Origin of the sequence: Pseudoalteromonas sp. SR45-4 (assembly GCF_014163535.1) — a bacterium.
Lineage (GTDB): Bacteria > Pseudomonadota > Gammaproteobacteria > Enterobacterales > Alteromonadaceae > Pseudoalteromonas > Pseudoalteromonas nigrifaciens.
Map to the genome: position 1 here is coordinate 38,375 of NZ_JACJDO010000008.1, position 25,399 is coordinate 63,773.

The window sequence follows — 25,399 nt, forward strand, 5'->3', positions numbered from 1 at the left end:
TTTTAAATTAATTTAGGCCCAAATTTAATAGCATCCTCTAAATGACTTGGTGCAAAGTGCGTGTAAACCATGGTTTGCTCAATCTTTGCATGACCAAGTATTTGCTGTAAAACTAAAATATTACCTCCGTTCATCATAAAGTGACTTGCGCAAGTATGCCGTAAAACATGGCTATACTGCTCTTTTGGCAAATTAGTAGCGGGCAAATATTTAAAACTCTTTCAATTTAAGAACTTATTTAATCTGACAATTGCCGGTTTTTTAGAGCCAATACCCAATTCTTACTATTACTTCTGCTTCTTTCAAAACCTTTATTCGCCTTTAGATGGCGCTCAACGACGTTTCGCTAGCGACAACTAACTGTGCGTTTGTAATATGAGGATCGTTACTAATAAGGTTGATTATTAATTTATCTACATCAGACAGTTTTAAACTCTCAGTTACTCCCCTCATTTAAACCTTCATTTTTAAAAGCTTAGCTTCGGTTACTGCATCAAAAATCATCACTCAATGAAGTGCGCTACCTGCTTCGTGGGTACTTTGGCGAGTAGCTTAATGGGTCTGTGATCTTAATTAACCTTTAGCCATAAAAAAACCCGCAAGCTTGATTTCTCAAGCGTTGCGGGTTTTTTAGGGTTTTTAGATAAACGAATCTAAAAACCGATATTGGTGGGCTGGGGTCATCTTAACCAAATAATTAATACACTGAATTAAAAAGATAAAGTAAAACAAGTAAAACCAGGGTACTACTTCCAGTACTACCTTGGTTAAAACTCATATCAATTAACTATTAGAAAATAGGGCTCAATAAAAGTTGTAGCTAGATATGATTGTTATATTTTTTCAATACTTCAGTCTGGAAATTTATCTAGTAACATTTCTAGTATTGACCCTGATCTTTTTCTGTCTTGCGAAAAGCCATTTGAGTTAACAAAAGTAAGCGCTCCCTAATTGATTTAGCCGGCTCGCCCAAATTAACAGTGCAAAACCATATTGGGTGATTTTGAATAGTTACCCTCTCAGTGACTTCTTTATCTATCGTTGGGTGAAGCAACATGCCAATGCTTTTTAACGACTTAGGTTCTGTAGTAATTTCTTGGCTTCGAAGGTAGGCGTACATTTGATAAATATAACCACTGCGAAGAGTTTCTTCTCTATGCCAACCTTTGGCCGTCACTGAGTTGAACTTTGTATCGATTACCAAACGCTCACCTGATACCCGATTATCAATAATGATATCTGTTTTCATGCTGGGAAGAATTTCATCGATCCCTGAACTTTTATCAGATATTTGCCAATTAAACTGTTTGCCAGCCAATACCCTCCACTCTCTTTTATCGAGTGCTCCGGCGTAAAAACCTGCGACAGCTTTTTCAAACAGTTTCCGAAGCCACTCTTTTTGATTATCGGGAGAAGCTAAATGAAATTGTCCGTCAAACTCTGTGGGCAAAGCGAGGGTAAAAGCCAAATCAGCTGCAGCCACCATCTTCTGGTCACTAATATCATGACGACCAAATCTCTCTGACTTGCCGCTGTAATTTATTGGCTTTGCCTTCGTCACACCAAGACGCTCTAAACTAAACATCAAGGCTCGGCATTTGTGCGCGAGCGTTGGTCTAATATTCAGCTTTGTTAAACACTCCAATGCCGATCTAACGTAACGATTACGAGGAGTGTCTATCGTTAGCTCATCAAAACGACAACATACCTTACCCTTTTCAAGCAGCCTATGGCGCTCGGTGGTGAGAGTATCTATACGCCCACGAACACGATTAATCACAGCAACTTTAGATTCATACCCATAGCTTAAATTACGCATCATGCGTTCTTCAACCTGATGATAAAGAATCTCGGCAACCAAATCTGCTATATCTTCTGGGTTGTCTTCAACGTCGACTTTATTGGTACCAAAGTGACGATAAAGATCTGAAGCATAAAGCATCAACAGCCACAAGTTACGAACAGGGATCTTGCCTAACCGCCTTGTCAAAATGATTTGGCTTTGTGTTTCAACAACTGCAGGCATTATATACCTTCAACTAACGCTTCTTTGCTTTTTAAAGCGCGTTCCATATCGTCAAACCAGTATTCTTCAAGCAGCGGTCCAATTTCAGTTTCTACTACACCATGAAACCATGCTGCAGCATCTTCGATCTTGGTATTTAACGGTGGTGTGACATAACTATGACCTATTTTAAACTGAGACCCCAAGTTACGATCTTTTGCTATCTCGTTGTTGAGTGACACTATACGCTGCTCAATTAACTGCAAAAAATCGTCATCAATCCCAGCCTTACTGTGTACCCAATTACGCCACACTTCACCTAGTGTTGGCTTAAGATCAAAAAAAGCGAACCGACGACGCAAAGCAAGGTCAACTAGAGCCAGTGAACGGTCGGCAATATTCATCGTACCAATAACATAGAGGTTAGCTGGAATATGGATTCTTTCACCTTCAGCTCGGCGGTAGCTAAGCTCCAAAGCTTCGTTTGGTGTACGCTTGTCAGCCTCTAATAATGTAAGCATTTCACCAAAAACTTGGGCAGGGTTACCCCGATTAATTTCTTCGATAACGACTACGTGCTTAATACTCGCATCTTTTTTTGCTGCATTTATCATTTCCAAGAACGGGCCATCGACTAAAGTTAGTTTACCTTCGCCTGATGGCCTCCAGCCACGCACAAAGTCTTCATAAGATAGGTTTGGGTGAAACTGAACGGCTCGCAGAGAGTTCTCGTCTTTTTGGCCCATTATGGCAAAGCCAAGCTTCTTCGCGAGCCACGTTTTACCTGTTCCAGGTGGACCTTGGAGAATAAGGTTTTTTTTATGCCTAAGTTGGTTAATTATTTTAGCGATACTTTCTTTCTCAAGAAAACAACCGTCAGCAATGATATCGTCAATGGTATAAGGTTCAATGGGAGCAGTCTGAACGGCATCTTCACCTTCTTCCACTAATAGCTCCTCATTATCAAGGTCAGTAGCATTTGGGTGCGCGGATGTGCCAGTATCCTTATATAGCCAAGCTGACAGCGACAGTTCAGGAAAAGAATGTACCGGGTAGGCATCTTCTTGAAAGCGCGTCTCCAAGTCATCAATCAAACCAAAGTAATCCTTTGGGCTACAGCGACTTTTCTCACCATTTTTGCCTATTTCTAAACCTAGCTTTTTAGTAATGTAAGTCTGAGATTGACCATCAAGAGTCAAATACTTCCATGGTCTAACCCAATATAGGCCCATTGAAAGGTTCCAGCCAGTTCCCCATACTTTAGTCGCAGTTTCATAAGCGTCGTAAAGTGCCTCTGCGGTATCAGTTTCTGCATTATTTGCGTGTTCTATAGCTGCCTCAAAAAGGCCCCATAAGGTGTCGATATCGTGCTCATTTCGGCGGTGTTTGTAACCAAAAAACCAAGAGCGTTGATTATTAACAACAGGGATACCCTCAAAGGAATTAGGAACGGGCGTTTCAACATTTAAAAAATCAGCAAGCTGGTATGCAATCGATATTCGGTTAGCATCAGTTATACCTCTATTAAAAAGCCCAAAAACAGTAAACGGACAAATATCTTCTAGCAATTTTTTGGTGCCTTGCTCGGGCTGATCTTGGAGAACAGATATACTTTCAATTTTATTGGGTAAATCGTGAATGGCTGCCATTAAAGAGGCGCGGTCATCTTTATAAGCTAACAGCTTGTCAGCAAACTCTTCATAAAATTGGGTCCACTTAAAGCGCTGTTTATCAATAGGGGTATCACCAAAGCGCTCTTTCCAATAGGGCGCATTGCGAAACCGATCTATATCCTGGGGCTTATTATTGAAAGTGAAGTCAATAAGTCCCTCTGTCATCCAGTCATCCGGAGAGACACGCCAAATAGTGCTGCGATTGGTATAGAAATACCATTCATTAACAGGCTCAAAGCGTTGTTGCCATTCAACATCGACTAGTCGCCCATCGCCATGATTACGGGTAATCACGCCGATAGCTTTGATGCCCATTACTGAAACAGTCTGGCTTTTATTATCAAATGGTAGCTCTAGTTTTCGTGTATAAGACGATTTAATAGCAATCTTGTCACCCGGCTGCATACTGCGGACTACATCGAGATATTTATCCTCATAACCATTTTGCCAAATGCCCTGCTCTAAGAACCTTTGGGTTTGATCATTGTTTCCCCCATAAGATGCACCCACAAACCAAAATGACTTAGGGCTACCAGTCGTGCCCTTAGGGCTACCAGTCGTGCCCTTTGCTCTCAAAAGTACCTCCTCAAACAATTCCTCAACTATCGGCAGTTGATGCTTATCTAGGATCGAGCGTAAGCGTATTTTCAACTCTGCATGAATGGTATTCTTCACTTCCCAGTCTGTATATTGAGATACGTTGCTTATCGCTGCATTAATCTGCCCAATGATTTGTTCAACTTCCTCGTCATCAACACGAATTTTCATGCTGGAGATTTGGTTTAAAACAAAACCTCTCATATCATATTTTGTTTCATTATTCATTTCTGGTTAAACCTACTTTTTAGATCCTGATTCTGAATAGCTCTGTATTTTTTATTATTTTGTCCATGAATTAGATAAAATTTCAGCTTGTTTGAGTATCAACTCTACAGCTTCAATGGCCCTATCAGGTGGATACTTGTATCGCTGTAAAGTGCGCCGTACCAATATTTTTAATTTCGCGCGCACGCTGTCTCGCACCTGCCAGTCTACAGTGGTGGACTTTCTAAGTTTGTCGGTAATTTCAACTGCAATTTTTTTGAGGGTTGCATCGCCTAACTCTCTCACGGCACTTTCGTTATCAGCAAGTGCATCGTAGAAGGCGATTTCATCAGGGGTAAGCCCAAAGCCTGCTTCACGGGCCATTTCTTCTTGAAAGGCTTTAGCCATTTCAATGAGTTCTTCAATCACCTGTGCGGTTTCAATAGCTCGGTTGTTGTATTTGCGCAGTGTCTCTTGCAGCCTATCGGCGTATTTTTTTTCTTGCACCACGTTGTTACGTGTTTTGGCTTTAATGTCGTCTTTTAACAGCTTCTCTAATAGTTCAACCGCCAGGTTTTTCTCTGGCATCTGCCGCACATCTTCCAGAAACTCATCCGATAACAAGCCGATATTGGGCTTATCCAAACCACACAGTGCAAACACATCCGCGATACCTTCTGCGATCACTGCATTGTCTAAAATTTGTTTTAAGGCGGAATTTTTCTCCTCAATGCTGCGTTTTTTATCGACACTGGTGAACTTACTGATAGCCGCTTTAATGGCCGAGTAAAAAGCAATTTCTTTGCGCAAGTCTTTCGCTTCATCCAAGGTGCTGCAAAGTGAGTAGGCTTTACTAGCGGCTAGCACCAAATCAAGAAAGCGTTTTTTGCCATCTTCTAAACCAAGCACATAGTTGGCAACAGGCACCAGCAGCTTATGCGCGTCTGTTTCAAAGCCAGAAATATCTAAACCATCGCCTTTGGGGGTTTTGGCAAATAAGCCTCGAAGAGCATCGATTTTTTCTAGCAGAATCGCAAAGGCTTCTTCGGCATTCAAGGTGGGCTCGCCTCTTCCTTTAGAGTCGGTATAGGTTTTCAGCGCCTGTTTAAGTTCATTGGCAATACCAATGTAATCCACCACCAAGCCGCCAGGTTTGTTTTTAAACACCCGGTTAACACGGGCAATGGCCTGCATCAGGTTATGGCCCTTCATGGGCTTGTCGATATACATGGTGTGGCAGCAAGGGGCATCAAAACCGGTAAGCCACATGTCGCGCACAATCACCAGCTTTAGCGGGTCGTTGACGTCTTTAAAGCGCTTCTCCAGGCGTTTTTTGGTTTTTTTGTTGTAGATGTGCGGCTGTAATAAGGGCTTGTCAGAGGCGCTGCCTGTCATCACAATTTTGATGGCGCCTTTTTCTGAGTCGTCTGAATGCCACTGGGGGCGCAGGGCCACAATCTCGTTGTATAAATGCGCGCAAATATCACGGCTCATACCCACAATCATGGCTTTGCCATCCATGCAGGCATTGCGGGTTTCAAAATGCTCAACAATGTCGGCGGCAATTTGTTGTAAGCGCGGGGTGGCGCCCACCAGCTTTTCAAGCCGACTCCACTCGCCTTTGGTTTTCTCGCGCGAGCTTACGTCTTCTTCATCTTCCACTACTTCATCCACTCGGTCAGACAAAGCGGCGATTTCATCGTGGTTTAAATCCAGTTTGGCAAGGCGCGATTCATAATAAATAGGCACCGTCGCGCCATCGTCCACCGCATCTTGAATATCGTAAATAGACACGTAGCCACCAAACACGGCGCGGGTGTCTTTATCTTCTTGCGATATAGGGGTGCCAGTAAAGCCAATAAACGAGGCAAAGGGCAAGGCATCACGCATATGTTTTGCATAGCCGAATTTATACTCGCCGGTGTCTTTGTTTAACTGGGCTTTTAAACCGTATTGGCTGCGGTGTGCCTCATCCGACACCACCACAATATTGTGTCGGTCATTCAGCACGGGGTGGTGGTTTTCATCGTCCAGCAGCGCAAATTTTTGCACGGTGGTAAAAATAATACCGCCCGATTCACGCTCGGCCAGTAACTGCCTTAGCTCATCACGGTTGCCCGCCTTTACCGGGGTTTGCTTTAGCAGTTCAACCGCATTGCTGAAGGTTTCAAACAATTGGCCGTCTAGGTCGTTGCGGTCAGTCACCACTATAAGCGTTGGGTTGTTCATGGCAGGCTGTTGCAGCAATTTACCTGCATAGCAACACATAGAAATGCTTTTACCGCTGCCCTGGGTGTGCCACACCACACCGGCTTTTTTGCTGCCGGGCACTACTTCACCGGCATAAGTCGCGCGTTTTTCACTGATGCCGCTGATATTCTGTGCCGCAACCACGGTCGCTTTTACTGCTTCTCGCACGGCGTGAAACTGATGATAGCCCGCGATTTTTTTAATAATCGCCTCACCATCGGTTTCAAACAACACAAAGAAACGAATGTAATCCAGCAGCAACTCTCTATTAAAAAAGCCGCGCACCATGGTTTCCAGCTGCCATTCAAGCAAGGGCTTGTCATCTTCATGTTTAATTGTACGCCATGGCATAAAGCGCTCTTGGTTGGCGGTTAACGAACCCACTCTGGCGGTGTAGCCATCACTGACGACCAGTGCCTCGTTAAAAATGAAAAGGTCGGAGACCTCATCTTTGTATGTCTGTAATTGGTTGAACGCATCCCAAATATCGGCGTTTTCATCGCTTGGGCTTTTGAGTTCCAGCACGGCAATGGGCAAGCCGTTGATAAAGCAGATTACATCCGGTCGGCGCGGCTGTTTGGTGCCCGAAATAGTAAATTGGTTGACGACTGCAAACTGATTGTTTGCGAGGTTTTCAAAGTCGATTAAAAAGGCGTGATCGCTCTTTGTTTCAACGCCGGCCTCATTTTCTACCTTAAATTCCACCGGCACACCTTCAAGCAACAACCGGTGAAAAGCGCGGTTATTAGTAATCAAATCCAAGCTTTCGGGCTTAAGGGCTATAGCCTTTAGCTGCTCAAAGCAGTTATCTATTTGGTCGAAAGGGATGTGCGGGTTAATACGCTTAAAGGCATCAAACAAATGGGCATCCAGCACCACTTGCGCATAATCCGAGCGCATCGGTGTTGCGCTATCGGGCGCAATGTCGGGCCCATGCAGTACATCCCAGCCGCCTTCGCGGAACCAGTCTAAGCAGAGGTTTTCTAATTGTTCTTCGTTCATGGATTTACTCCCTCTACTAACTTTTCCAGCAAGGCTTCAATTGATTCGTCGTGTTCTTCGGTATACCAAATAGGGTAGATATTAGCCTGCGCTAACTGCCCAGCTCTAGGGACTCTATCTTCCTCATTGTCGAGCTGTAAGAATGCATAATGTTTTGGCAATGAGCCTGGTTCTTCTTCACTAACAATTTCAACCAATGCTTGAACTGTTCTATCTGTACCTAAACTGCAACCTAGGAATAAGAGTGTTTTGGAGGAAAGCGCCTTTATGCACTTTTTAAGTTGGTCCTTCTCTTTGTAGTGCTCGTCGTATTCGGCCTGGGTTAGAATACGATTTCTACTGGAATTAGACTTTCCATGAAGTTTTAACAATATATTTTTTTCTTCACCTAATAACTTAGGTAGTTCTACCGCTTCACTTCCAATTAGAGTATCAGCAAATGGTCGGCCAACTGCTTCATAACATCTTTTTAAAAGATTGTCGTAATTGGTTGTTATAACAGAATTTTTGAAAGCATATGGTAACAGACGGACCGCACCATAAATCGAATTGTCATGACCAAACTCATTTTCCAGTTCCTCATTGAAACGAGCCTCGCCCATATTGTCATACAGAAACTGTGCAGCTTCTTCGTATTTCCAAGATGACATGAGTCGATGAAACTGTGCTTTATCGGCAGTTGTTTCTTCAATTAACCTATTTAAAAAGGCTGTCCAGCCAGGGTATCCACTGGGTATTGACATGCCTGCACCTATGAACGGTGTTATGGCACCGCTAGCAAACCGCTCTTTTAATATACGGAATCGACGCTCATTTCCGTATTGAGATAAAATGTCTTCAGCTCTTTCAAGCCGCTCTAGCTTTTTGTTTTCGCACCACTCACTAAAAACTGTATCAAATGTTGTTTCACTAATATCTTGTAGAATTTGTTGTGGAGTAAACTCAGCGGCTTCGATTATTACCTTACCAGTTTCTTCATCAACCTCAGCTCTGAGCTGGTCCAAAAACTCCTCTTTTAGTAAGTCCATTTATTAAGCCTCATTACCTAACTGCGCAAATCGATTACCTGCTAATAACTCGGGCAGCAGCAGGTCTCGCGTTGCCGATAAAGAATTTGATTGATGAATATTGCCAGTAACGGATGCAAAAATATCTGTGGCTTGAGCTGTGAAGTTTTCTACAATATCTTTCCTAGGCACTAAAATCTTAATGGGCTTAAAATTCGCCTTACTAATTTCAGCAAAGGTAGTACCACTAGCACGCTGCTTAATTTCTGCCATATTTTGTTCGCACCAAAGCATGACGAATTCTGGTGACAACCTACCCTCACATTTCATAGCTATATAGCCTTGATTCACGGCTACAGGTATCTTAGCCAGTGCAAGGTAGCCAACTGGCGCTCTTGAGGATATCAGCACAGTATTCACTGGAAGGAGACCCGAGCTGATTTTCTTTAAACCAGCAGGTGTAATTTTTCTACTTGTATTAGTTAATACTTTGCTGTTCAGGGCTGACATATCTTTGGGAGTCGTCCAGTGGATACTACCTCCCTCCCAAAATGTAGTGTTTTTGGTAGAAGGAGTACCCCCACCAACAACAGAAACTTCACTACCAATTTCTGAAACCTCCCACCCCTCCGGAATATCCCCAAGCTCCGACTCCTGCATGGCTGATGAAAAGAGCGCAGCGGTTTGAGCTAGTTGCTCATATGCATCAGGATTTGCTTGCTTTAACTCAATCAGTTGCTCGGGGCTTTTCGCAGCAATAATGCTCATTGCGGCAAGCTCTGCGTCTTCTGCTGTTCCGCCAGCCTCTAGAACCGCAATTTTTGCTTTGACAGGATCAAAATCGACAAACCAACTTTTATACAATGCTTGAGCGATTTGTTCTAGGGTTTGGTTGGTTTGGGTGTTGAGTTCAAATTTAGAATCTAAACAATCTAGATATTCTACCAATCTATCCTGTTCGTCTTTAGTTGGAAGTTTTATTTCAAACTTACCAAAGTGCCCTTTATTAAGTATTGGGGTAGCTGATCCGCCAGCAATACTTTTCAAAGCATCTTGCTGTGTCGATAAAACATAATAAATGAATACTGGATTGAATTTTTCCGTGTCAACAACAATCGTGTTTATCTGTTGATTAGTTACGGAATCACAACTCACCAGAACGGCTTTTCCCATATCGGATCCAATACAAGACACAGCAACACTATTTTTGGGAACTAGAGATTTATTTACAGCGGTAACTCCAGTTTCTGATAGATATCGTTCAGTCCTATCAATCCAACGACGACCATCCATGTCTCTAGGTGTAACGAATGGCACACCTGAATCTGAAAAAGCATCTTGCACCTTTGACGGAGGAGTTTTCCCTGTAACAATGTGGCCCAACTCCTCCAATCTATATCTTGTCCAATCAGAGCTCATAACCAATCCCCGCTAAATTGTCCTTAATCGCTTTTTCTAATCGATCGGATTCTTCAAACTGGGATTTAAGCTGCGCCGTTAATCGCTCTATTTTTTCAGGGAATGGTTCTGAGTCCTCTTCGGCATCTGCAGCTCCGACATATCGACCCGGCGTTAATACAAAATCGTGTTTTTTAAGGTCATCCAAAGAAGCGGAATAACAGAAGCCTTTAATATCTTCGTAATTCTCACCTTTTTGCCAGGCGTGGAATGTGTCAGCAATTTTGGCAATATCTTCGTCTGTAAAGTCTCTCAAGACACGATCTTTTAAGAAGCCTAGATTTCTAGCATCGATAAATAAGGTTTCGCCGCGACGGTCGCGTTTGCCATTGCCGCCTTTTTTGTTTTTAGTTAAGAACCAAATACATGCTGGAATTTGAGTGTTGGTAAATAGCTGTCCGGGTAAAGCCACCATGCATTCAATAAGGTCACCGGGGACGTTATTTTCTGTATTACCTAGAATTAGAGATTTTCTGATTTCACCCTCATTGTTGGTATTTGAACTCATGGAGCCATTGGCTAACAATAAACCCATCGAGCCGTTATCGTTAAGGTGGTGCAGCATGTGCTGGATCCAGCCGTAGTTGGCATTGCCAGCAGGAGGTGTACCGTATTTCCAGCGCACATCTTCTTCTAGTTTCACATGCCACCAGTCTTTAATATTAAACGGCGGGTTGGCCATTACATAATCGGCGCGCAGGTCGGGGTGTTGGTCGTCTAAAAAGGTGTCGGCGTTTTTGTTGCCAAAATTAAAGTCAATGCCGCGAATGGCCATGTTCATGGCGGCTAGCTTCCAGGTGGTGGGGTTGCTCTCTTGGCCATACACCGAAATATGCTTTCGTTGCTCTGCTGGGTTGTAGTGTTTTTCGGCTGCATGGGCTTCGATGAATTTATCGTTGCTGACAAAAAAACCACCGGCGCCCATGGCCGGGTCGTACACGCGACCTTGGTAGGGTTGCAGCATTTCAACAATGAGCGTAACAATGCTTTTGGGGGTGTAGTATTGGCCGCCTTGCTTGCCTTCGGCTAAGGCGAATTGCCCTAAGAAATACTCGTAAACGTGACCAAGAATATCTTTGCTATGCAGGTCGAGTTTTTGCCCTTTGTACTCGGGGTTGCGGAAACTGGTATCTGAGAACTTGTTAATCAGCTCGGTGAGGTTGTGATTGTCGACTTCATAACGGCCAATGGTAGGCAAAATGCCTTTGAGCTTGGGGTTGGCCAGCTTGCCATCGATCTTGTAGGTTTCGATGGCCTCTAGAGCGTTATCGAGTAATTTTGAGATAGAGGTAAGCTTGAAGCTTTTGCCGCTTTCCAGTTCAATATCACTGCCTATGGGCAACGCTGCGGTACTTTTTAAAAACTCCCAGCGGGCTTGCTTGGGCACCCAAAACACGTTTTTCTCTTGGTAGTATTCGTGCAGCTCTAACTCTGCATTCACGGCCTCGTTGTAGTCGTCGCTGTCGTAATCGTCGCGAGGCATGTAGTAGATGTTATCATCGCTGTTGTCTTCGGTAAACAAGCGGCGCAGCTCTTGCTGGCGCTCTTCAAAGGCATCGGATACATATTTTAAAAAGATAAGGCCCAGTACAACGTGCTTGTAGTTGGCAGCATCTAAGTTGTTGCGCAGCCTGTCGGCTGAAGCCCACAGCTTTACATCAAGCTCTTTTAAAAATTGTTGTTCTGCAGTGTTCATTGTTATCTCATTGTCGTTTAATGCTTAAAATTAGTTTCAGTATGGCTTAGCAAATTAGCTAAAGCGCCTACAAAAATAAGGAGGTGCAAATTGATTTAAAAAGTATGGCTAGGGATTAGCCTGGTTCTAGGAAAGGTCCATTCATTAACAACTCCTTGTTGATGCACTTGCGCTGCTATACAGGTAAACACTAGTTATTTACGTTATATAACCCTTTAGTAATTATGATACTAACAAATAATATCGTAAGTGTATAAAAATATGTATTAATAAACAGTACTGGGCGTATTAAGCCTATCCTGTGAGTGCTATAAGTCCAACCTGATTTAGCTAACATGTTTTGAAAAGTTTTGATTTCCTGTTATTTACAAAGAGTGAATATTAATTGCTTACTTCAAAGTTGCCGTTATTTATTCACTAACAAATAGCATCATCTTTTTTGTGAGCCTAACTTGTGTTTAATACGACTAGTACTATAGTTTTTAGTTTGCGGAGGCTTCTGGCCTTTGCCTCTCACTTTAGCCAAATACGATATGCGCCATATTGCCTGCTGAAGCGAGTTATAATCCCCTCGCTTAATATTATAGTAGCAATGCTTGGGGGTATATTGTGAGCCTTGTAGTTGGTGCTCCCATACCATTTTTACTTTACTTAAAATGTCATGTGGGTGACGTATTTTGTGTCCATCAAGCATTAAAACGTAGTGGTAATGCTGTTGCTTAGCTGTTTCAATTTCACGGCACCAAATGAAGCCTATGCGCTTTAAATTATAGGAACGCTTGAGCCATTTAAATAAAATTCGGTTAAATTTAGTGATCACTTGGTTAGTTTGGGTGAACTCATATAGCCTAAGATCAAACCGTACTAAATGAACTTTACTGTGATGATTGAGCATTACATCAACTTGGTTAATCATTTTTTTAGCCATAGCTGAGTAGATGCCGCTATGTTTTCCATTGACCCAAAATATTTGCTCATTTACTTCAAGGAAACGAGTCTTCATTTTATAAGACATAAAAATACTTAATAAGTTACAGATATTATTAATTACCTAGCTATATGTTAGTTGTTACTATCACTGTTTAATTTAGGGTGAAATAGACAGTAATACCGGTGCTATTTTATTTTTAGGGTAAAAAACCTATAAATAGCGCTTAATAAGTATTATTTAAATCCAAAGCTGATCCTATACAGTAAGTAAACACTAACATCTTTAGGTTCGATATTAACGTTATTCTTAAAAGTTGCTGATAGCTTAACTTTCATATTTTGCCACCAGCACACTATCAATAAGCCACTTAGTCGTTACCCTATCAGCAGCTAACTTCACTTTTAAACGACACTTGCTGCTCATCTGTCATCGATAAAACCATTATCGGAAATGCTGTTAACCGTCCCGTTGAAGGACATTCGACCTCTTTATTATCTACTGTAAATAAGTAGCCTTTACGTTTAAGTGCATATATCACATTTTGTAGGTCATCAATTCCAATATAGCGCGCCGTATTAGTATTTATTGTTAGCCCTTGGCTTATCACACTCAACACATAACTCGTCTCCTTTTGACTCCAGTGTGGCTCTGGCAAGCCTAGCTCTAAGCATTTATTTTTACGAATCATTGCTAAACTCCTTCATGCCACGTTTACCAATAATACTTTGTACTAATATTTTTAATTGTTGCTCTGTGTAACCTGCGATCATTGCTTGGACTACTTTGTCACATTCACTTTCGACAAAGCCAACAGCACGCGCACCTAAGCTTATTGGTGTAGGAAAAACACCATCATTTATACGGTTGTATAGGGTGGATTTGGACCAGCCAGTTTTGTTTAAAACTTCGGGTCTGCGGATGATTTTAGAAAAACTTTTAATGTTCATTATTAATTGCCTTTAGACGTTATAAAACGATTCAGGCACATTAAAAACCATTAGCATGGGGGTAAGGCTAGACGGGTTAACTAATTAATTAAGGGGGTAACCTAGGTAACCCCCTTAATTATTACTTAGATTATGATTTTATAATTGAAGCAATTCTTTCAGCTTTTACATTGCTAATGCCCTGAAAAATGCGACCATCTCGATGCTCAATTCCACGGCGTTTACTTTCTTCTTTTAACCAAGCCTCTATTTCTTTGTTAAAAGGCAAATTATCTTTACCTTCACAAAGTTGTTCGTATGCATCTATTGCCAATTGAAGCTCCGGTGGGTATCGATTTGAGATATTTACTTCATTATTACTAGATTGTTTTTCATTGTTCTCTATAGAGTTTGATTGAGTACCGATAGGTTTATCATTGCTTTTTAAAGGCACACCAAGCTTTGCACAAAATTCAATAAATTCTGAGTAATTAAAATAAACTTGCCTATCATAACCGTTACTTATTTCTAAATGCTCAATACCTTTTAAATCAGGCCGAGAGCAGTAGCCCCCGCATTCATAAGAGAAACTAAATATAGGCGTTTGGTTATAGTCATTTGAGTACGTAACAGGATTTCTAGTTTGTTTAATAAACCCGATTACATAGGCTTTTATGGGATCTTCATCAAATGGAATTTCACTTACTATGCCTTCATAATAAATATAAGTATCAAGATCATTTATAACGTCATGAATCGGTATATTAATTAACGACTGTAGCTGCTCTTTGGTAAAAAAGTCATTTTTAAAATCATTTCCCATATTCATTTCTTTATTATCCATAATAACCTCAACCAACTATTTTTAAGGTGGTATTAGAGCGCCCTACCTTGCCTTGCTTAGCTAGCTCAATATATTCAGACCACCAGCTCATCATTACTCGTCTACGCTCTAAGTAATCTGCACGGTTATATGCTCGCCTTACCTCATTTTTATCAACATGTGCTAGCGCTGCTTCAACTACATCACCTTCAAAGCCATGCTGATTTAATGCAGTACTTGCGATAGATCTCAATCCATGTGCTACTAAACGATTTTCATACCCCATGCGCTTTAAAGCCATGTTAGCTGTTTGCTCATTAAGATGTGTTCGAGGGTTTCTATCCCCAGGAAATATATGCTCTCGATGACCACTGATAGGCTTTAACCTATTTAGAATCTCTATTGTTTGATCTGTTAGTGGAACGGTATGTCCTCGCTTCATCTTCATTCGAGCAGCTGGAATCTCCCACACCCTATTTTCAAAATTAATTTCTCGCCATGTTGCACCGGCAGCTTCGCTTGGTCTAACCATAGTGTGTAGCTGCCACTCGATTAAAAGACGAGTAACGACCTTAATACTCGCATAGCTAAGATCCTTCATCAGCTCTGGGAGTTCTTCAGGTAGGATAGTAGGCATGTTTTCTTTGATTGGCTTTTGAAAAGCCGCTCTTAGGCCTGATAACGGGTTAGCATGTATTAACCCAGTATTGACACCATAGGTCATTATTTCATTTAACCTTTGGCATAAGCGCTTAACTGTTTCTAAACTCCCCTTTGCAGCTAAAGGCTTTATTACTTCAATAACTTTTGGTGCCGTTACTTTGCTTATAGGTAGCTTTCCTAGCTCAGGAAACAAGTGATTTTCTAGCGAGCGCCATAAATCAATACCATAGTTTTCACTTACTTGTGTTTTCTTGATTTCAAACCAATTAGTGGCAACATGATTAAAGGTATTTGATACTGCCTCTAACTGTATACGCTCATGATCATCTTTATACTCTTTCGGATCGATGTCTTTAGCCAGTAACTCTCTAAATTTTGATTTTAATTTACGGGCATCAGCTAAAGATATAGCTGGGTACCCTCCTAAACCAATACTGGTCCGCTTTTTTGTGTAAGGTTTGTAATAGTCCAGCAACCAAGATTTATTGCCGTTAGGTTTAACTCTAAGTTGTAAGCCGTCGCCATCAGATAGTTTATATACTTTCTCTTTTCCCTTGGCTTGCTTAACTTCCGTATTGGTTAGTGGTTTTGTTTTTGCCATAAAGTAGTACCCGATTTACTTTAACTGAAGTAGTACTACCAAATGTACTACTTTAAAATCTGGATGTCACTGTTCATTAATAATCTTAATTGGAATCGTAACCTAGCGGAAAGTGAGCTATATGGGGAATTTAAGGCAAAAAAAAGACGCCTACTGGCGTCTTAGTTCTTTGAAATGGTGGAGCTGGGGGGATTTGAACCCCCGTCCGAAAAGCCTCGACCGTCGGTACTACATGCTTAGTATTGTCATTTAATTAACCTTTAAGTCCCGGACAAACACGGTAAATAAAGGCGAGGCCGCTTAGTTTTAACGCTTCAACCCCGGCCAGGGTTTCCATCGCGATCAGGTGTTAGGGTGACACTCCAAAATCTAGTCCACAAGAATACATAGAAGGAGCGCTAGCTGGCCTAAGCCGCTAGAGAGTAGTTATCGTCGTTTGCGATTACTTTAGGTTGCGGCTGTTTAACGAGGCAAACCGCACCTCGACATGCACCTTGGGCTTCTTGAATTCCGTCGAATCCTAATCAGCCCCTGAATTAGTAACTCATTCAGAGCGTACGGCTAGTATAACCGAGTAATATGCTGATACTCAAGGCCCTTCGATGCTTTATTTTTACTTACTAGGCACTATTGTGCATTAAACAGGCAAAGCTATGCAAACAACCCGAGTAAGCAATAACATTTACTTAACACACTCTCTGCTTTGTGCTCAAATACGAGATTAAAATTTATTTAATAACAAATTTTGATCTTTATATAAAAAATAAAATAATAACAGGCATATTACGTAGGGAATTTATAAATGTCGGTTTTCTCATTTAATCAACAAACAGGGTACTTGTCTTTATTAAAGCATCCTATAGACAGTGGTTTTATAGCAACAACAACACAGTTAATAACATTGATAGAGCAATCTCAGTATTGTGACTTTGAGATTATAGCTGTCAATATTAGTAAGTTATTTACGCAAAGTAAAAATTACCAAAGCGAATCGTTAATTGTTGCACACGCAATTAATGCCGCTATTACTATTAATATTGATGACAAAAATATGGTAGCCGAAGCAACGATTAAAACGGCAAAAGGTGGTGTATTGCTATCAATGCAAGACGCACAAAAAGCACTTTTTGATGCTGGTATTAGTAAGGGCATAAGCCCACAAGCATTAGATAACTTTTTAGGACAGCAATTTGAGCACCCAGCAGGAAGCGAATATTCTGCAATTATTGCGCATGGCCGTAACCCTAAAAAAGGCCTTGACGCCAAATTTGTACGTTTGTGTTCAACCGCACAAGATCGCGTACTTAGCCCGCAAGCTAAGGAAGCCGGTAAAGTTGATATGAAAAATTTAGGGGCAATTATTACGGTAAAACCAGGCACGCCACTTATGCAGCGAGTTGCGGCTACTTTAGGTGAAGATGGTTATACTGTATTTGGCGATATTATTTTAGCAAAGCCCGGAAAAGAGCATCAATTGCAGCCCTTTGAGGGAACCAAAATAGATCCTAATAACCCAAATATATTAATAGCTGATTGCAAAGGCGTACCAGTTGCCCTCCCCCGTGGAATGCGTGTGGATGACGTGTTATGTTTTGATAACGTAGATGTAAGCACCGGCCATATTAACTTTACCGGTAGCGTAATTATTAGTGGTGATATTAAAGATGGTATGCATGTTAAAGCGAATGGCGACATTACTGTTTTAGGCTTTGTAGAATCAGGAACAATACACAGTAAAGGTGCAGTAACCATTATGCTAGGTGCCATTGGCCGAAAGCGCGAAGTTGATGAAGCATTTAGTTGCCACATAATTGCTCAGCGGACTATTTGCGTTGGATATGCGCAGTATTGCCACATAGAAACAGCGCAAGATCTCTTTATTGAACGCCAGGCTTTACATTGTGATTTACGCGCTAAGCGATTAATTAGAGTAGGAAAAGCGAACAATCCGCGCGGTAAAATAATTGGCGGTAATATATTAGATGCACTGCGTCTTGAAACTGGTGAGCTGGGTGCGCCCGCAGGAACTAAAACCAAGGTGTTTTTAGCACAACATTGGTTTGAACTGAGAGAAAAGCAAACTGAAATTTTTGACTTTGAAAAGCTGCTTGCTGATAAATCTGCTGTGCTAAAAAATGCGCGAATTAAGGCCAACAAAATCCCAGCGCCGGCACAACGTCAACTATATTTAGATAAAATAAAACTTAACGAGCAGCATATACAAACACGTACTGCCCAGTTACAACGTCAAAAACAGCTTATTAAGCATAAAATAATGCAACTATTGGCCACCAGCCACTTAAAAGTTAACGATTTAATGCATCCGGGTGTGGAGCTTAAAATAGCAAAAGACACTAAGCAGTTTTCGCGTATTTATCCGCCCCATTTAGTCAAACTAAGCGAAGGTAAAATTACTCAGACGTTTTAGCATCATCGCTGTCAATATCATCTACTTGTAACTCAGTATCGGTGTTTTCTAATGGCGCTAGTGGCCAACCGCCTAGTTGTTGCCAGCGATTCACTATTAAACAATAAAGCTCAGCGGTACGCTCTGTATCGTAAAGTGCTGAGTGTGCTTGGCTATTATCAAATTCAATACCCGCTGCTCTACATGCTTTGGCAAGTACAGTTTGCCCTAAAGCAAGCCCTGCTAACGATGTAGTATCAAAACTTACAAATGGATGGAACGGCGTGCGCTTTATATTATTGCGCTCTATTGCTGCATTTAAAAAACCATGATCGAATGCTGCATTATGCGCAACCACAACTGAACGTTGGCAGCCGGCTGCTTTTTGCGCTTTGCGCACAACTTTGCAAATTTCTTTAATTGCATGCTCTTCAGGCACGGCACCGCGCAGTGCTGAAAATGGATCAATACCATTGAACTCAATGGCCGCTTGTTCAATGTTAGCGTCTGCAAACGGTTCTACATGAAAGTGCACCGTGTGATCTATGCTAAGCAATCCTTCGTCATCCATTTTTAAAACAGATACTGCAATTTCTAATAAAGCGTCGGTATCTTTATTAAACCCGCCAGTTTCAACATCAATTACCACTGGAAAAAAGCCACGAAAGCGTTTTGCGAAAAGTGTTTGCTCAGTATTTGCCATAGTCTTCTTGGTTTGTAGGTGTAAGCCATCTATTATGTCAAAATTGGGGGCCTTTCGGCTAGGGGATTTATTGATTAATTATAGCTAAAACTATAGGCATGTAATTTGCTTTACAGTTAGAGCTTACTCAGTATTGTTTACTATTAAGTGCTATTACACGGTATTTTGCCAAATTATTGGCAATACTGATTTACTGGAGAATTCCCGATGAAGTTTAAGTTGTTATTTATTAGCCTTGGTATTACCAGCGCACTTTGCAGTTATAGCAGCTATGGTGCTATGCGCCAATACATTGCCGATCAAGACAACTCTAATTGGCAAGTAGTTAAAACCTCTCGTTTACAATGCCAGTTAAATCATGAAGTTCCATATTATGGCGAAGCCATATTTAATGTTAATGCAAGTAAAAACAAAGACCTTACTTTTAATTTAGATATGGTTGTTCGCCCTGATAATTACGCTATTGCGGGCTTAAAAGCAGTGCCACCAGCATGGCGAGCCGGTACGCCAGTTCGCGATATAGCTGACATGAAGTTACTTAAAAAGTTTGACGGCGAACTGGGTAATAAAACCGCATGGGAAATGCTCACCGAACTTGAAAAAGGTAATCAGCCTACTTTTTATTATCAAGACTGGCAAAATAGTGCCGATAAAATTGCCGTAGGCATGTCGGGGGTTAATTTTAAACAAGCCTATTGGGCCTTTTTACAATGCCGCGATGAATTATTGCCATATAGCTTTGAAGATATTTCGTTTACGGTAATGAACTATCAGTCTAACAGCAGTAAATTAACTAAATCTTCGCAGCAACGTTTAGATAAAATTGCTGAATACTTAAAAAATGATCCAAGTATTAAGTCAATTAATATAGCGTCTTATACCGATAGCTATGGCGGTCGATGGAATAACCTAGACCTTTCTAAAACACGCGCTAAAGCAATTAAAGATTATATGATTAGTTTAGGTGTTGATGAAACTAAAGTGCATACCGATGGGTTAGGTGAAAAACGTTTTGTAGACACTAACGATACTATTTTAGGGCGCAACAAAAACCGTAGATTAGTAATTCAAATAGCGAAAATATGATGCTTTAACATCATATTTTTTGCTTATTTCGATTAACTATTTGCTCGCCAAACTGAAACACACCTAAGCTTAGTAAAATAATAACCGCACCACTAATAAGCTCCTTGCTAAGCGGTTCATTATTAAGCCATGCGCCAAGCCCTAATGCAAAACTTGGGGTAATAAGCGTGGTAAGTGCAACAGTACTGGCATTTAAGTTTTGTAATACATGAAAATACGCCAGCGCTCCTAACAATGAGCCAAATACTCCTAAATAACCAATAGCCCATATTGATTTAGCACTCCAATTTTGTATATTTAATTCACCGTCTAGCAGCAACCAAGCAATAAAAAATAAAGGTGTTACAAACACCAGAGCACCAAATGTAGTTGCCATAGGATGAATAGCAATTTTAACCCGCTTGATCATCACTCCACTTAAACTAAAAAAACACACCGCTATAAACACATATAACAAACCAAGCCCCTGAGTTTGCGAGTGCTTAATTTGGTTATAGCTGACAAAATATAATCCGATTAGGGCACATGCAAGTGCGATTAGCTTAATTGCACTAAACTTAGGCTCGTTAAGGAGTTGCTGGGCAAGTAAGCCCGATAAAATAGGCGCTAAGCCAAACATTAATGAAATAATGCCTGAGGGCACTGTTTTAGCCGCCATATAACTAAGTAACATGCCACCAAAAATACCTATGCTAGAGTAAAAATAAAGTAAGCAGGCATTTTTATTCCACGGCACCCTAATACGCGTAATAGCTATAATTACAGCACCTAAAGTAAGCCCTACCAACATACGTAATAAAACCGCTAATGTTGGCGATACTGTATCGCTGCTCCACACTATACCTAATGGTGTGGTTGACCATATAAGAACCATTATAAAGTACGATACTTTAATTGGCACATGCCGCTCCTTAGCCATTAACAATAAAACTCAAAAAACTTCAAATAAACTATACGCTTAAAGCACTTTTTTAATAGTTAATATTAATAAAAGATGCATTTAAATTACAGTTGTAAATAGATAATTACACTTTATTTTATTTCTTTTATAACAAAACTATTTAAGTTTTGGTTAACTAGTTATATCTTGCGTACCTCTCAAGATTGATCAGGATCATTAAGTGCTTAAAAATAAAACAATAGGTAGCATGTTAATTGTTGCAGGTACTACCATAGGTGCAGGTATGCTGGCCTTACCAATTGCATCAGCCGGACTAGGGTTTAGTACTGCGCTGACATTAATTGTCGGTTGTTGGTTATTAATGACCTACACTGCACTGCTAATGCTTGAGCTCCATCAATATGCTCCTCGCGATGCGACGCTAAATACCTTAGCTAAACTTTGGCTTGGCAAACGTGGGCAATATGTAGCTAACTTTTCGGTGATATTTTTATTTTACGCTTTGTGTGCAGCTTATATTGCTGGTGGTGGCGCACAACTTCAAGATCGCATAAACACGGGGTTTAACGTGAGTATTGCACCGCAACTGGCCTCTGTTTTACTGGCGGTTTTAATTGCTGGTGTCGTAACTCTGGGTACCAGTAAGGTCGATAAATTTAATAGAGTGCTGTTTTCAATAAAAATAGTGGTACTTGCCAGCCTGTTTTATATGTTAACGCCTTATGTACATGGCCAACATTTACTTGAAATGCCAGTAGAGCAAGGCTTAATACTCTCGGCTATTCCGGTGGTATTTACCTCATTTGGTTTTCATGGCTCTATTCCTTCAATTGTTAAATACGTAGGATTAGAAATAAAAACACTGCGTAAAGTAATGATAGCGGGTGCAACGCTACCGTTAGGTATTTATATTTTTTGGCAAATATTAAGCCAGGGTATTATGAATCAAAATGATTTGCTCAATAGCCAAGGTTTAAGTGGCTTTGTACAAAGCATGGCGAGCATAGCGCACAACCCAAACGTTGCCACTGCCGTTAAGTTATTTGCTGATCTTGCATTGGCCACTTCATTTTTAGGTGTAAGTTTAGGTTTGTTTGACTTTTTTGCCGACACTTTCAAAAAAGCAGATACAAAAGCGGATCGAATTAAAACGGCATTAATTACCTTTATACCCCCTCTTGGCTTTGCCATATTTTATCCGCAAGGATTTATTATGGCGCTTGGCTACGCGGCTATTGCTTTAGTTATTTTAGCCGTTTTTTTACCCGTTGCTATGGTTTATAAGCAACGTAAAAGTACAGAAAAAACAGGTTATAAAGTACGCAGCGGTAATATTGGCTTAGCCATTGCGACATTATGCGGTTTAACTATTATTAGTGCCCAAGGCTTACAAATGGCCGGATTAATACCCGCAATTGGCTAATTCGAATAAGCCTCAAGCTCAATGCTCGGGGCTCAATAAAACGTAGTTACACCCGAGTATTTAGCCAACTTAAACAGCTTAGACCAATCATTTTTATTCATTCATTTAAAATTTAATCGCCTTGTTACGGGTATGTTCATTTTCGTTATTTATAATAGTGTTAAATATTATTTTATATCGATGGAAAATTACACATGAACAAATTAGCAGGTTTAGCATTACTAGGCACTTTAATTACATTAACCGCGTGTGAAGATGCCAAAGAGATCAAAGAAGACGCTAAAGACACTGGTGCTCAAGTACAGCAAGAGCTAGATAAAGCGTGGACTAAAGTAAAAGAAACCACTCACGAAATTAAACATGACGAGTCGCTTAATCAGTTATTACAGCAAAGTAAAGCAATGGGTTTAGATATGTACGATGACGGCAAAGAAGTTGCTGTTGATGCGTGGATAAAAAGTAAAGAAACGGCAGGCGAGCTAACCGAAAAAACCAAACAAAAAGCACGTGAAATTGCCGAAGAAATTGAGCAAGCACGTAAAGATCTAAACAAAGATTAATTTTGCCCTACTAATATTAAAAAAGGTAAGCCGCGGCTTACCTTTTTTGTTTAAATGCGTTAGCTAAATTAGTTTACAGCTCGAAGTCTTTTTTGAACTTTAAACCAAATTCACTGCGGTCATTACTGCGCATAACGCCAACAAAACCAGTTTGTTGTAGGCGTCCTACATCGTACACTTCGTTTAATACGTTTTCACCATATAGCGTTACTTCCATATCGCCGTACGGGTTAGTGTAAGAAATATTAAAGCCAACTAACTCACGAGAATCAATTGTTTCGCTATAGTTAAATACTGACTGACCTTGCATTTCACTGCGGTACGAGTAGTTTGCATTAAAAGCCAGAGTGCCACCGTTATTTAAATCCATAAAATATGAAGGCGCAATCATCACAGTCCAGCGTGGTGTTAATGCAGGCGAATCGCCTTTACCAATTCCTTGTACGCCTGCTGCTACTTCACTAATTTCTGAATCTAAGTAACCCACTGCACTGCGAATAGTAAAGTCGTCAGTAATGGCTACTGTTGTTTCAAGCTCAATACCTTGCGCTTTTGATTGACCAGCATTTTCAACGATAGTTACAAAACCACCGCCCGAAGTAGGGTCTGAAAATGGCAGCGCTAAATCTGTGTAGTCAGTTACAAATACAGCCAACATCATAGATACATTTTCGTGTACTTGGCCTTTCAAGCCGATTTCGTAGTTAATTGCTTTTGTTTCATCAAATGATGAAAACTGATCAGGCCCGCCAAATGGACGCGGTGGAAAGCCACCTGTTTGGTAACCTTTTTGAACTTGACCATACACATTCATATTATTACTAAGCTGGTACGAAGCATTTATATCCCATGTCACAGCATCAAAGTCTGCAGATACATATTTACGTTCGGCAAAAGATGGAAAAATCGCATTCGCTTCTTTTTTATCTTTTGAGTAGCGCAGGCCACCACCAATGCTTAAATCGTCGGTTAAATCGTAGCCGGCATTAAAGTAAGCAGCATAAGAGTTGGTTTCTTGATTTATTTCGAAGAAACCAAAACTGTCTGGCGTATTGTATGGGCTAAATACAAAGTCTTCTGAACGGGTAAAGCCATCTTCATTAAAGAAGTACAAGCCAGATACAAAGTCCATGTTGTCAAACGTTGCGTTTAACTGAACTTCAAATGAGTATTGATCAGCACCACCTTGCTCTGGAAACTCAGATAAATTAAGCGCTGATGCATCATCATCTAAACCACCTTCATACTCAGAGGTACGGTAGCTTGAGATAAACTTACTTGTATAAGTGTCGTTAATTGCCCAATCAGCAGCAAATGAAGTACCCCAACCTGAGTAAGAAGTTGATTCAATACCCGCAACGGTTGTGCCTAAATCATCTGGATTTGCCGGAATTAAATCTGGTGTTAATAATGGGAAATCGCCATTGTTCTGATCATTTGGATCAAGTGGTGCGGTAAGCTCAATTGTATAAGGCGATTGGCCCGATTCGTTATCAACGCCATCTAAAGAAAAAGTAAATGCAAGGTCGCTAGTTGCTTGGTATTTAAATGCAACACGGCCACTAAACTCTTGCTCTTCACCAATTTCCTTTTCTGGGTTAGCTAAATTAACTGCTGTACCCACCCCATCACGCTGCTTGTAAGACGCACTTGCCGACATACTCAAATCATCAGTTAATGCGTTATTAAAGTAAATATCGCCTGCTACACGACCGCGGCTACCCACTTTTGCAGTCGTTGTTAAAATGCCTTCATCACCTGGTTGCTTGGTTATTACATTAACCGCGCCACCTAAAGTATTACGGCCATATAAAGTACCTTGAGGGCCACGTAATACTTCTACACGCTCAACATTCGGTAGCGATAAATTTGACCCCATTTGACGGCCTAAATACACACCATCTAAGTAAACCCCAACACCAGGATCGGTAGTAATAACATGATCTTGAAGGCCTATACCGCGAATAAACACAGATGCATGTGCAGAGTTACCCACGCCATAACGAGTAATATTTAAATTAGGTACATACTTACCAATATCTTCTAAATTACTCATATTGGCTTTATCAATGAGGTTTGCACCAATTGATGTAATTGCGGTTGGAGACTCAAATAAGCTTTCTGTACGTTTACGAGCGGTTACTTCTATTTTTTCAAATGCGTCTTGCTTTGCTGTTGTTTTGGTTTCTTCTGCATTTACTGAGGTAGTGAGTGCAGCAATAATTGCTAAGCTTAACGGTGAGAGGTTGCGTAATTTCAAAAATAATCTCCAAAGGGTATAGGTTTTGTTATGCGTTATATTTTTATAAAATATAAATTGTAGGCATAAAAAAAGATGCGTTGTAGCATCTTTCCTCTGGATGTAAATTATATGATATAAACAAGATGATATGTATCATTTTCTAATATTTTATTAATAAAAACCCTGCCGCGCCACAACTCCTCGCTAAAAGTTATTCAGTAAAACGCTATTCACCTTA

At 40.7% G+C, this 25,399-nt stretch carries 18 protein-coding genes, 1 other RNA gene and 1 pseudogene; 4 read left to right on the top strand and 16 right to left on the bottom strand.

Translation table 11 applies throughout. The features are described from left to right. Positions 1-2: 2 nt before the first annotated feature. The 13 genes and pseudogenes from H5058_RS05575 to ssrA all read right to left on the bottom strand — a co-directional run. Positions 3-194: pseudogene (locus H5058_RS05575) on the bottom strand (tyrosine-type recombinase/integrase); the annotation flags it as partial. 686 nt (positions 195-880) lie between these two features. Beyond that, the gene (gene mcrC / locus H5058_RS05580; protein WP_182677230.1) at positions 881-2,026 is read right to left on the bottom strand and encodes a 5-methylcytosine-specific restriction endonuclease system specificity protein McrC; all 1,146 of its coding nucleotides are present in this window, start codon (positions 2,024-2,026) and stop codon (positions 881-883) included. Next, positions 2,026-4,503: an McrB family protein gene (locus tag H5058_RS05585; protein WP_259398618.1), complete on the bottom strand. Its 2,478-nt coding sequence runs from the start codon at positions 4,501-4,503 to the stop codon at positions 2,026-2,028. Before H5058_RS05585 ends, mcrC begins: the two co-directional genes overlap by 1 nt. A gap of 54 nt (positions 4,504-4,557) precedes the next feature. Next, positions 4,558-7,734 carry a type I restriction endonuclease subunit R gene (locus H5058_RS05590; protein ID WP_182677232.1) on the bottom strand — a complete coding sequence of 1,059 codons (3,177 nt, stop codon included), beginning with the start codon at positions 7,732-7,734 and terminating at the stop codon, positions 4,558-4,560. After that, entirely contained in the window at positions 7,731-8,762 is a 1,032-nt protein-coding gene (locus H5058_RS05595; RefSeq protein ID WP_182677234.1) for an SIR2 family protein, read from the bottom strand. The genes H5058_RS05590 and H5058_RS05595 overlap by 4 nt, the downstream gene beginning before the upstream one ends. A gap of 3 nt (positions 8,763-8,765) precedes the next feature. Next, positions 8,766-10,160, bottom strand: a complete 1,395-nt coding sequence (locus tag H5058_RS05600; RefSeq protein WP_182677237.1) for a restriction endonuclease subunit S — start codon at positions 10,158-10,160, stop codon at positions 8,766-8,768. Next, positions 10,150-11,895, bottom strand: a complete 1,746-nt coding sequence (locus H5058_RS05605) for a class I SAM-dependent DNA methyltransferase (protein WP_182677239.1) — start codon at positions 11,893-11,895, stop codon at positions 10,150-10,152. The genes H5058_RS05600 and H5058_RS05605 overlap by 11 nt, the downstream gene beginning before the upstream one ends. Positions 11,896-12,325: 430 nt before the next feature. Further along, entirely contained in the window at positions 12,326-12,910 is a 585-nt protein-coding gene (locus tag H5058_RS05610) for an inovirus-type Gp2 protein (RefSeq protein ID WP_182677241.1), read from the bottom strand. 298 nt (positions 12,911-13,208) lie between these two features. Beyond that, complete coding sequence (locus tag H5058_RS05615; RefSeq protein WP_182677243.1) at positions 13,209-13,514, bottom strand: hypothetical protein; 306 nt, start codon at positions 13,512-13,514, stop codon at positions 13,209-13,211. Next, positions 13,504-13,773, bottom strand: a complete 270-nt coding sequence (locus H5058_RS05620) for an AlpA family transcriptional regulator (RefSeq protein ID WP_182677245.1) — start codon at positions 13,771-13,773, stop codon at positions 13,504-13,506. Before H5058_RS05620 ends, H5058_RS05615 begins: the two co-directional genes overlap by 11 nt. Positions 13,774-13,903: 130 nt before the next feature. Then, positions 13,904-14,596, bottom strand: a complete 693-nt coding sequence (locus H5058_RS05625) for a hypothetical protein (RefSeq protein WP_182677247.1) — start codon at positions 14,594-14,596, stop codon at positions 13,904-13,906. A gap of 7 nt (positions 14,597-14,603) precedes the next feature. Further along, positions 14,604-15,839, bottom strand: a complete 1,236-nt coding sequence (locus tag H5058_RS05630) for an integrase domain-containing protein (RefSeq protein ID WP_182677250.1) — start codon at positions 15,837-15,839, stop codon at positions 14,604-14,606. Positions 15,840-16,014: 175 nt separating this feature from the next. Then, positions 16,015-16,371, bottom strand: a transfer-messenger RNA (tmRNA) gene (ssrA, locus tag H5058_RS05635). Between the two features lie 270 nt (positions 16,372-16,641). Here ssrA and H5058_RS05640 point away from each other — a divergent pair. Beyond that, positions 16,642-18,267, top strand: coding sequence for a DUF342 domain-containing protein (locus H5058_RS05640; RefSeq protein WP_182677252.1), 1,626 nt, complete (start codon positions 16,642-16,644; stop codon positions 18,265-18,267). Here the strand turns inward: H5058_RS05640 and rnt are convergent. Next, positions 18,251-18,949, bottom strand: a complete 699-nt coding sequence (gene rnt / locus H5058_RS05645; RefSeq protein WP_011328771.1) for a ribonuclease T — start codon at positions 18,947-18,949, stop codon at positions 18,251-18,253. The two genes, H5058_RS05640 and rnt, sit on opposite strands and share 17 nt — an antisense overlap. Positions 18,950-19,156: 207 nt before the next feature. Between rnt and H5058_RS05650 the strand changes: the two genes are divergently transcribed. Continuing rightward, a complete protein-coding gene (locus H5058_RS05650) occupies positions 19,157-20,035 on the top strand; it encodes an OmpA family protein (RefSeq protein WP_182677254.1) in 879 nt (292 codons plus the stop codon). Between the two features lie 10 nt (positions 20,036-20,045). On the opposite strand, the gene H5058_RS05655 is transcribed toward H5058_RS05650, so the two are convergent. Continuing rightward, positions 20,046-20,936 (bottom strand): DMT family transporter, encoded by an 891-nt coding sequence (locus H5058_RS05655; protein ID WP_182677256.1) that lies wholly within the window; start codon positions 20,934-20,936, stop codon positions 20,046-20,048. Positions 20,937-21,156: 220 nt separating this feature from the next. Between H5058_RS05655 and H5058_RS05660 the strand changes: the two genes are divergently transcribed. Both H5058_RS05660 and H5058_RS05665 read left to right on the top strand, forming a co-directional pair. Continuing rightward, a complete protein-coding gene (locus tag H5058_RS05660) occupies positions 21,157-22,359 on the top strand; it encodes an aromatic amino acid transport family protein (RefSeq protein ID WP_182677258.1) in 1,203 nt (400 codons plus the stop codon). 194 nt (positions 22,360-22,553) lie between these two features. After that, complete coding sequence (locus H5058_RS05665) at positions 22,554-22,919, top strand: hypothetical protein (RefSeq protein WP_058373827.1); 366 nt, start codon at positions 22,554-22,556, stop codon at positions 22,917-22,919. Positions 22,920-22,992: 73 nt separating this feature from the next. Here the strand turns inward: H5058_RS05665 and H5058_RS05670 are convergent, their stop codons facing one another. Continuing rightward, positions 22,993-25,179, bottom strand: a complete 2,187-nt coding sequence (locus H5058_RS05670; protein ID WP_011328776.1) for a TonB-dependent receptor — start codon at positions 25,177-25,179, stop codon at positions 22,993-22,995. Positions 25,180-25,399 lie beyond the last annotated feature (220 nt).

Bases quoted from the DNA above. Each gene is read 5' to 3' on its own strand.
- mcrC (WP_182677230.1), bottom strand. From the start codon at position 2,026: ATGCCTGCAGTTGTTGAAACACAAAGCCAAATCATTTTGACAAGGCGG.
- H5058_RS05585 (WP_259398618.1), bottom strand. From the start codon at position 4,503: ATGAATAATGAAACAAAATATGATATGAGAGGTTTTGTTTTAAACCAA.
- H5058_RS05590 (WP_182677232.1), bottom strand. From the start codon at position 7,734: ATGAACGAAGAACAATTAGAAAACCTCTGCTTAGACTGGTTCCGCGAA.
- H5058_RS05595 (WP_182677234.1), bottom strand. From the start codon at position 8,762: ATGGACTTACTAAAAGAGGAGTTTTTGGACCAGCTCAGAGCTGAGGTT.
- H5058_RS05600 (WP_182677237.1), bottom strand. From the start codon at position 10,160: ATGAGCTCTGATTGGACAAGATATAGATTGGAGGAGTTGGGCCACATT.
- H5058_RS05605 (WP_182677239.1), bottom strand. From the start codon at position 11,895: ATGAACACTGCAGAACAACAATTTTTAAAAGAGCTTGATGTAAAGCTG.
- H5058_RS05610 (WP_182677241.1), bottom strand. From the start codon at position 12,910: ATGTCTTATAAAATGAAGACTCGTTTCCTTGAAGTAAATGAGCAAATA.
- H5058_RS05615 (WP_182677243.1), bottom strand. From the start codon at position 13,514: ATGATTCGTAAAAATAAATGCTTAGAGCTAGGCTTGCCAGAGCCACAC.
- H5058_RS05620 (WP_182677245.1), bottom strand. From the start codon at position 13,773: ATGAACATTAAAAGTTTTTCTAAAATCATCCGCAGACCCGAAGTTTTA.
- H5058_RS05625 (WP_182677247.1), bottom strand. From the start codon at position 14,596: ATGGATAATAAAGAAATGAATATGGGAAATGATTTTAAAAATGACTTT.
- H5058_RS05630 (WP_182677250.1), bottom strand. From the start codon at position 15,839: ATGGCAAAAACAAAACCACTAACCAATACGGAAGTTAAGCAAGCCAAG.
- H5058_RS05640 (WP_182677252.1), top strand. From the start codon at position 16,642: ATGTCGGTTTTCTCATTTAATCAACAAACAGGGTACTTGTCTTTATTA.
- rnt (WP_011328771.1), bottom strand. From the start codon at position 18,949: ATGGCAAATACTGAGCAAACACTTTTCGCAAAACGCTTTCGTGGCTTT.
- H5058_RS05650 (WP_182677254.1), top strand. From the start codon at position 19,157: ATGAAGTTTAAGTTGTTATTTATTAGCCTTGGTATTACCAGCGCACTT.
- H5058_RS05665 (WP_058373827.1), top strand. From the start codon at position 22,554: ATGAACAAATTAGCAGGTTTAGCATTACTAGGCACTTTAATTACATTA.